Here is a 6,033-nt window from a genome sequence, read left to right on the forward strand (position 1 = left end):
GCGCGTGCGCGAGGCCATCGCTGATGACGGACGTCTGCTTCTCCTTGAGATGGTGATTCCCGATCACCACGGACCCTATCACGGCAAGATCCTCGACCTCGAGATGCTGGTTCTCACCGATGGGGGGCGTGAGCGGACCGAGGAAGAGTTCCGCGCGCTGCTGGCCCAGGCGGGCTTTGAGCTCACCCGTGTGGTGGCGACGCCGGGGCCGATCTGCGTCGTGGAGGCGCGCCCTCGGTAGCGCCTGTGGTTGGGGTTGGAATCCGGAGGTCAGTCTGGGATTCGGCGTCGATGTTCGGGCGTGGTTTCGGTCGAACAGCGGCAAGCTGACTTCGTATCGACGATTTCTAGCGTAGCGTTCGGTGGTTCTAGTGCCGAACAGCAGCGCGGAATCGGTATGCCTCACTCTGCCTCGAGCTGCTCGATGTCGCGTGCCAGCGCCTCCACGTCGAGTCGCAGGGTTCCTCGGTACACGCCACGGATGCGTCGCTGACCATCGATGAGCAGCAGGTTCTCGGTGTGCATCGCCTCCCGCTTCGGCCCCACGTCGCCGGCGGGATAGGTGAAGTAGGCGGTGCGCATCACTGCGTCGATGTCGCGCAGATCGCCGGTGAGCAGGCGCCATCGTCGCCCGTCGACCCCGTTCGTTCGCGCGTAGCGGGCCAGTGCGGACACGCTGTCGCCGGTGACGCTGTGGCTGGCCAGCTGCACGCGCGGGTGTCGGGCCATGCGTTTCTGCAGCCAGCCCAGGTTCTGGGTGTTCGAGGCGCAGATGCCGTTGCAGGTGGTGTAGAAGAACGAGACCACGGTGATCTTGTTGTCGAGGTGGCGCGCCTCGAACGGGCTTCCGCTCTGGTCGATGAAGCGGAAGTCGCCCACGCGATGGGCCTCCTTCACGTTCCACGAAGGGGTGAACGTGGCATTTGCGTAGAACGGCAGCGCTTTCGGTGCGCTGCAGGTCGTTTGCCTCTCGAGGAGAGTGCAGGGTCCGGCGCCGAGAACGTCCTGTGCCGCGCGCGATGGCTCGGTCCACAGAAGGCCGGCGATGGCGACGGCCAGGGCCGTGCCGAGGGTGAGGCTCCACTTCATCGGCTGCACTCCTTCTTTCCGCGCAGCCCGTAGCGCGCGTTCCCCAAGGCCAGGTAGCTGGCGCGCACCACGCCGTCGGCGCGCCACACGCGCTGCATGCCCACCTCTACTCCGTGCACGTACTGCCAGCGCCCTACAATGGGGCAGCCCGAGCGGTCGGCCCACTCGTAGGCCGCGCCTTCGCTCAGATCGTCGTGGAAGGTGGCGCAGAAGCGGGGACGTCCGCTGCGAGGGTACCAGGCGGCGTGGGTGCCCTCTCTCTTGCTTGCCTTCCAGGTGCGGCGCTCGAGCACGGTGCCGTCGTGGTCGAAGCGCAGGCTCTCCCCGTCGCGAAGCCCTTCGCGATAGGCGGTCGAGGCGACGATGTGGCGATTGGCCGCCCGCTCCACGACCACCCCGGTCAGCGGGAGGCCGTTGCGCAGCAGCCGCCCATCGGTGAGGCTGAGGCGGGCGTCGGTGGACTCGATTGTGGCCGGGAGGGCGCCCCAGCCCAGGGTCATGGCGAGAACCACCAGGCCGGACACGATCCGTGGGGCCTTCATCGCGAGATGCTCCCCGGTGTTCCGTAGTAGGCCCCGCCGTTGATGTACGGATCTTCGGCGGTCACGTGGTAGTGGTAGATGCCCGACGGATAGTCGGCGGTGGCGCCGACGTGGCCGTGATAGCTGTCGAGCATCGCGTTGGTGACGGTGGCGCCGTTCTCGACGGGCCCGTAGACCGGGAAGCCGTCGGCCAGGAAGCCCACCAGAGCGCTCTTGCCGTTCTGCTGGGTGAGGTAGGTCGGCTCGACGTGGTAGTGGTAGGTGGTGTTGGCCGGGTGGCCTTCGTACTGGTCGAAGGTGTCGATCTCCGAGGTGAGCGCCTGCCCGCCCCCGTTGTACTGGTTGAAGATGGCCACGCCGTTCACGCTGATGCCGATGGGCCCGAGGCTGGTGGGCTGGTGATCACTGGCTTGCGCAGGGTTCAGGGGGATGCGGAACGTGAGGGTCTGCGCCTGGATCGAGCCAGGGTTCTGGAAGAAGTTCGGGTTGCTGCCGGTGTAGGGTTCGTACATCGACGAGGTCACCGGCCAGTAGCAGCTGCGGTGGTTGGGCAGGTCGTCGGTCTCGAGCACCACGGTGCTCCCGCTCACGCTCACCCGCACATTCGATGTGAACTTGCTGAACACGGCGGGCAGCGATGATGTGGAAGTGCTCGTCGTTGACGTGCCGCTCGTCGACGAAACGCCGCTGCTCGCAGTGGGCGACGTGCTCGAGGCGGCGGCGAGCGACGCACTCGACGTGGTTCCTGACGTGCCTGCGGTGCCTCCTCCTCCTCCTCCGCCGCAGCCGGCCACGGCGAGCACGGCGAGTCCGTTGATGAGTGCGGTGAGCACGTGATGACGCATGAAGACTCCTTCCTCGAACGGGAGAGTGACAGCGGGTGACGCGGCGCCTGTTCGGCCAGGTCGATCATCTGTTTGGAGCCCATCATCGTCGATGGTCGTATGAAAAGCTGTGTCAGTTGTTTCGGAAATGTAAAGGTCGGTCGGCGAGGCCTTCGGTGTTCGGTGGAGCCTTCGGTGTTCGGTGGGATTTCACCGAACGGTGCTATCAGGAACGTTGACAAGACGCTAAATGGCCGCTGTTCGGTTAGAATCTGGCCCGAACAAATCGCTTGCGCTGCGTCCATTTTCTAGGATCGTTCGAGCACCTCGGCCGCCGCGCGTCGGGCCGATTCGAATGCCCCCTGAACCCATCCCGGCCAGCGCGAGGTCGCCTCTCCGGCGAAGTGCACGCGGCCGTGCGGAGATGCCAGCAATGGTCGCAGGCCCATCTGGCCGGGGCGAAACCAGGCGCCTCCGCCCCGGGCCCAGGGCTCGGTGTCCCAGCAGGTCGACGCGCCCCCCTCGACGTGGTCGCGCAGCCCCGGCAGAAGCGGCTCAAGGCGGTCAATCGTGTAGTGGATGCGCTCGGCCTCCGCCATCGCCGTGACGCGTCGGGCCTCGTTTCCTCCTGTGTAGCCCACGAGCACGCCGCGCAGCCCCGGCTCTCCCACGGTGAGGTCCCACACCTCGGCGATCTCCTCGTCGGTGGCGTCGAATCCAGAGCGCCCCTGCTCGAGCCAGAACCGCCTGCGGCACTGCAGCGCAACGCGCGACAGCGACGCATAGGGAACGGCCATCACGGCTTCGCGGTGTGCCGCGTCGAGCTCGGGTGCGAAGTGCAGATCGAGCAGCAGGGGCAGCGGCAGGGTGCAGATGACGTAGTCGGCTTGATGCGTCTCGCGACCCGTGGGGGTGTCGGCGTGCACGGTCACACCCTGGCCGTCGTCCTCGATGCGCCGCACGACGCGCCCCAGTCGCAGCTGTCCCGGCAGGCGCTGTGCGAAGGCCTCGGCCAGGCGGTCGTTACCACCCTTTACCTTGAACGCACGCTGTGATGACGCGTCGACGGCCATCGCTTCTAGCCACCAAAGGGCAGACACGCTGTTGGGCCCCTCGCCGACGTGGAACCCGAGCGAGAGCGCACGAATCGCGCCCTCCGAGGCCCCGCGCGCGCGCAGTAGATCGGCGTATCCGATGCCATCGAAGCGCTCCCGCAGGTCCGCCGACGGCCAGCCCGGAGAGAACGGGTCGCCGATCTCGGCGAGCAGGGGAGCGACGTAGCGCTCGGTCAGCTCGTGCAGCGTCAGCGCCCGCTCGTCGGCGTGGAGGGGAAGCTCGTCCGGCCACGCATCCTGCGACCACGGGTGCGCTTCGACATCGTGCCCCACGATGCGCAGCGTGTGCCCCATGTCTGGACGGTCGAACGCAATCAGCGGCAGCGCGAACCTCTCGAGGTAGTGCATCGTGAGGTGGTGGACATCCGGGAAGCGAGTCGCACCCTCTTCGACGTACAGCCCATCGGCGAAATCGCGTCGGGTGCGCACGCGCCCGCCCACGCGGCGCTGGGCCTCGAGAACGGTCACATCGCAGCCCGCCTCCGACAGCTCATAGGCCGCACAGAGCCCGGCCATGCCGGCGCCGAGGTAGAGCGCGACGAAGCGGCGGGTTCCCAGGGCGTTCTCGAGCGGGGCTCCAAATGCGTAGAGCGCAGCGGTGTTGAATCCGAGCTGCAGTAGCGTGCTGTGCAGGAAGAGCGACGTCACCAGCTGCCACCACTGGCCGTTCAGGACCTGGGGGCCATAGAGCCAGAAGCAGTAGCGGTATCCTGGGAACAGGCCTTCCAGGGCGAATGAGAGGAAGGTGGCGATGAGCAGCCCTGCGGTTCCAGAAGCGAGGTCGTCATCGCGCGCGGGCCCTTCAACGACGGCCTGGTCGAGGGTGGCCAGCGTACGCCCCCTGCCGCTGCACGCGGGGCAGCGGGTCGGGCACGCCAGCATGCCGGCCCCCTGGCAGGTCGCACACGAGACGCCAGATGCTCGCCGGTCGCGGCCGCCGCAGCGGTCGCACCAGCGCTGCCCGAGCCCTCGGCAGTCCGGGCAGATGCCGCTGCCCTGGCACGTCACGCAGATCATCGGCGCGATCTACGACGAGGGCGAGGCGCTTCCCCGCCGCTCAGGGGCGAGGTTCGGCGGTCACCGAGGCAGGGGGAGGCGCGGTCTCCTGCCCCTGCTTCTCCGGAGCGCTGGAGATCTGGTGGGTGCCGGTGAGGGCCACGATGACGACACCGATGGCGATGACCCCGGTGCCGAACCAGCGAGCTGGCGTGACCGTCTCGTGCAGCCACCAGCGTGCCAGCACCGTGCCGAGCACGAACGTGAGCGCGGTGAGTGGCAGGGCGAGCGAGAGGTCGGCTTCCGACAGCACCACAAGCCACGTGAAGAAGTAGATCGACATGCACGCGATGCCACCAGCAACATAGGGGTGGGTGAGGGCTCGCCAGAAATAGGTCGCCACCGATCGGACGTCGCTGGCGCCGAGCTCGCCGACGCGGCGCATGCCGATGCTGAGGAGCGTGTCGCCGAATGTGGCTCCGACGACGGCGATGAGGACGAAGGTCAGGGTGCGCACGAAAGCGGGGTCCATCAGGGAGGGGGGCTCCTTCGAGGTGGGCGTTTGCAGGGTCATCGGCCCTGGCCCGCGTGGGGGGGCATGCCTGCGGTGATGAACGCCCGTATGAGCAGCATCACCTTGGTCGCGGCTGAGAGACGGATGCGGCGGCCGTGCACGCGGAACTGCTCGCTCGCAATCTTCTCGAGCAGGGTGCGGTAGATGGCCACGAGGGCGGCAAATCCCGCGCGCGACGCGGGGTCGATGCGTGCAACGAGAGGTGCGGAGCGGGCGTAGTAGTCGCGGGCACGCTCGGCCTCGAACGCCATCAGCCGGCGGAAGCGCTCGTCATCAGGCGGCTGGGTGAGGTGCGCCTCGGTGAGCCCGAAGCGCGCCACGTCGGTCAAGGGCAGGTAGATGCGACCGAGTCGAGCGTCTTCGTCGACGTCGCGCAGGATGTTCGTGAGCTGGAAGGCGATGCCGCACCATTCGGCCATCTGGAGCGCCTCGTCGCTGCCGTCGAATCCGAAGACGTGCACGCACACCAGCCCGACCGTAGAGGCGACGCAGTAGCAGTAGCGGTAGAGCTCGTCGAAGGTCTGGTAGGTGGTCTTCTCCAGATCGGTCATGGTGCCGTCGAGCAGCTCGTGGAAGTAGCGCGGTGGTATGGCGTAGCGACGGACGGCGTCGCTGAACGCCGGCCACGTCGGTCCCAGGGTCGCCGCGCGGGACGGATCGGAGATCACCAGGTCGAGGCTGGCACGCCAGCTCTCGAGGGCCTTGCGCTTCTCTTCGGGGGTGCCGGCCTCGTCGGAGTAGTCGTCGCATGCACGGAAGAAGGCGTAGATGGCCGAGAGGGCGTCTCGGCGCTGGCGGGGCAGGAGGCGGAACCCGTAGTAGAAGTTGCGCGCCTGGGTTCGCGCGATCTGGTCGCAGTGCCGGTACGACTGCGCGAGATCGAAGGTCTGGGT

General features: G+C 67.5%; 7 protein-coding genes. 1 reads left to right on the plus strand and 6 read right to left on the minus strand.

The window, feature by feature from the left end; genetic code table 11:
* Positions 1 to 241: hydroxyneurosporene methyltransferase (locus EB084_17745; GenBank protein NDD30103.1), on the plus strand; the 241-nt coding region annotated here is incomplete at its 5' end.
* Between the two features lie 161 nt (positions 242 to 402).
* On the opposite strand, the gene EB084_17750 is transcribed toward EB084_17745, so the two are convergent.
* From EB084_17750 to EB084_17775, 6 genes are all read right to left on the minus strand, one after another.
* Positions 403 to 1,089: an SCO family protein gene (locus tag EB084_17750; GenBank protein ID NDD30104.1), complete on the minus strand. Its 687-nt coding sequence runs from the start codon at positions 1,087 to 1,089 to the stop codon at positions 403 to 405.
* Positions 1,086 to 1,631 carry a hypothetical protein gene (locus EB084_17755; GenBank protein NDD30105.1) on the minus strand — a complete coding sequence of 182 codons (546 nt, stop codon included), beginning with the start codon at positions 1,629 to 1,631 and terminating at the stop codon, positions 1,086 to 1,088. Before EB084_17755 ends, EB084_17750 begins: the two co-directional genes overlap by 4 nt.
* The gene (locus EB084_17760) at positions 1,628 to 2,476 is read right to left on the minus strand and encodes a YHYH protein (GenBank protein ID NDD30106.1); all 849 of its coding nucleotides are present in this window, start codon (positions 2,474 to 2,476) and stop codon (positions 1,628 to 1,630) included. The genes EB084_17755 and EB084_17760 overlap by 4 nt, the downstream gene beginning before the upstream one ends.
* Before the next feature lie 287 nt (positions 2,477 to 2,763).
* Positions 2,764 to 4,587 (minus strand): rhomboid family intramembrane serine protease, encoded by a 1,824-nt coding sequence (locus tag EB084_17765; protein NDD30107.1) that lies wholly within the window; start codon positions 4,585 to 4,587, stop codon positions 2,764 to 2,766.
* 40 nt (positions 4,588 to 4,627) lie between these two features.
* Positions 4,628 to 5,140 carry a hypothetical protein gene (locus EB084_17770; protein ID NDD30108.1) on the minus strand — a complete coding sequence of 171 codons (513 nt, stop codon included), beginning with the start codon at positions 5,138 to 5,140 and terminating at the stop codon, positions 4,628 to 4,630.
* A complete protein-coding gene (locus EB084_17775; protein NDD30109.1) occupies positions 5,137 to 5,988 on the minus strand; it encodes a squalene/phytoene synthase family protein in 852 nt (283 codons plus the stop codon). Before EB084_17775 ends, EB084_17770 begins: the two co-directional genes overlap by 4 nt.
* Between the last annotated feature and the right edge of the window lie 45 nt (positions 5,989 to 6,033).

This window comes from Pseudomonadota bacterium (assembly GCA_010028905.1).
Lineage (GTDB): Bacteria > Vulcanimicrobiota > Xenobia > RGZZ01 > RGZZ01 > RGZZ01.

What these genes read in the sequence shown, in the direction of transcription:
- EB084_17755 (NDD30105.1), bottom strand. Translation starts at nt 1,631, where the DNA reads ATGAAGGCCCCACGGATCGTGTCCGGCCTGGTGGTTCTCGCCATGACC.
- EB084_17770 (NDD30108.1), bottom strand. Translation starts at nt 5,140, where the DNA reads ATGACCCTGCAAACGCCCACCTCGAAGGAGCCCCCCTCCCTGATGGAC.
- EB084_17750 (NDD30104.1), bottom strand. Translation starts at nt 1,089, where the DNA reads ATGAAGTGGAGCCTCACCCTCGGCACGGCCCTGGCCGTCGCCATCGCC.
- EB084_17760 (NDD30106.1), bottom strand. Translation starts at nt 2,476, where the DNA reads ATGCGTCATCACGTGCTCACCGCACTCATCAACGGACTCGCCGTGCTC.
- EB084_17765 (NDD30107.1), bottom strand. Translation starts at nt 4,587, where the DNA reads ATGATCTGCGTGACGTGCCAGGGCAGCGGCATCTGCCCGGACTGCCGA.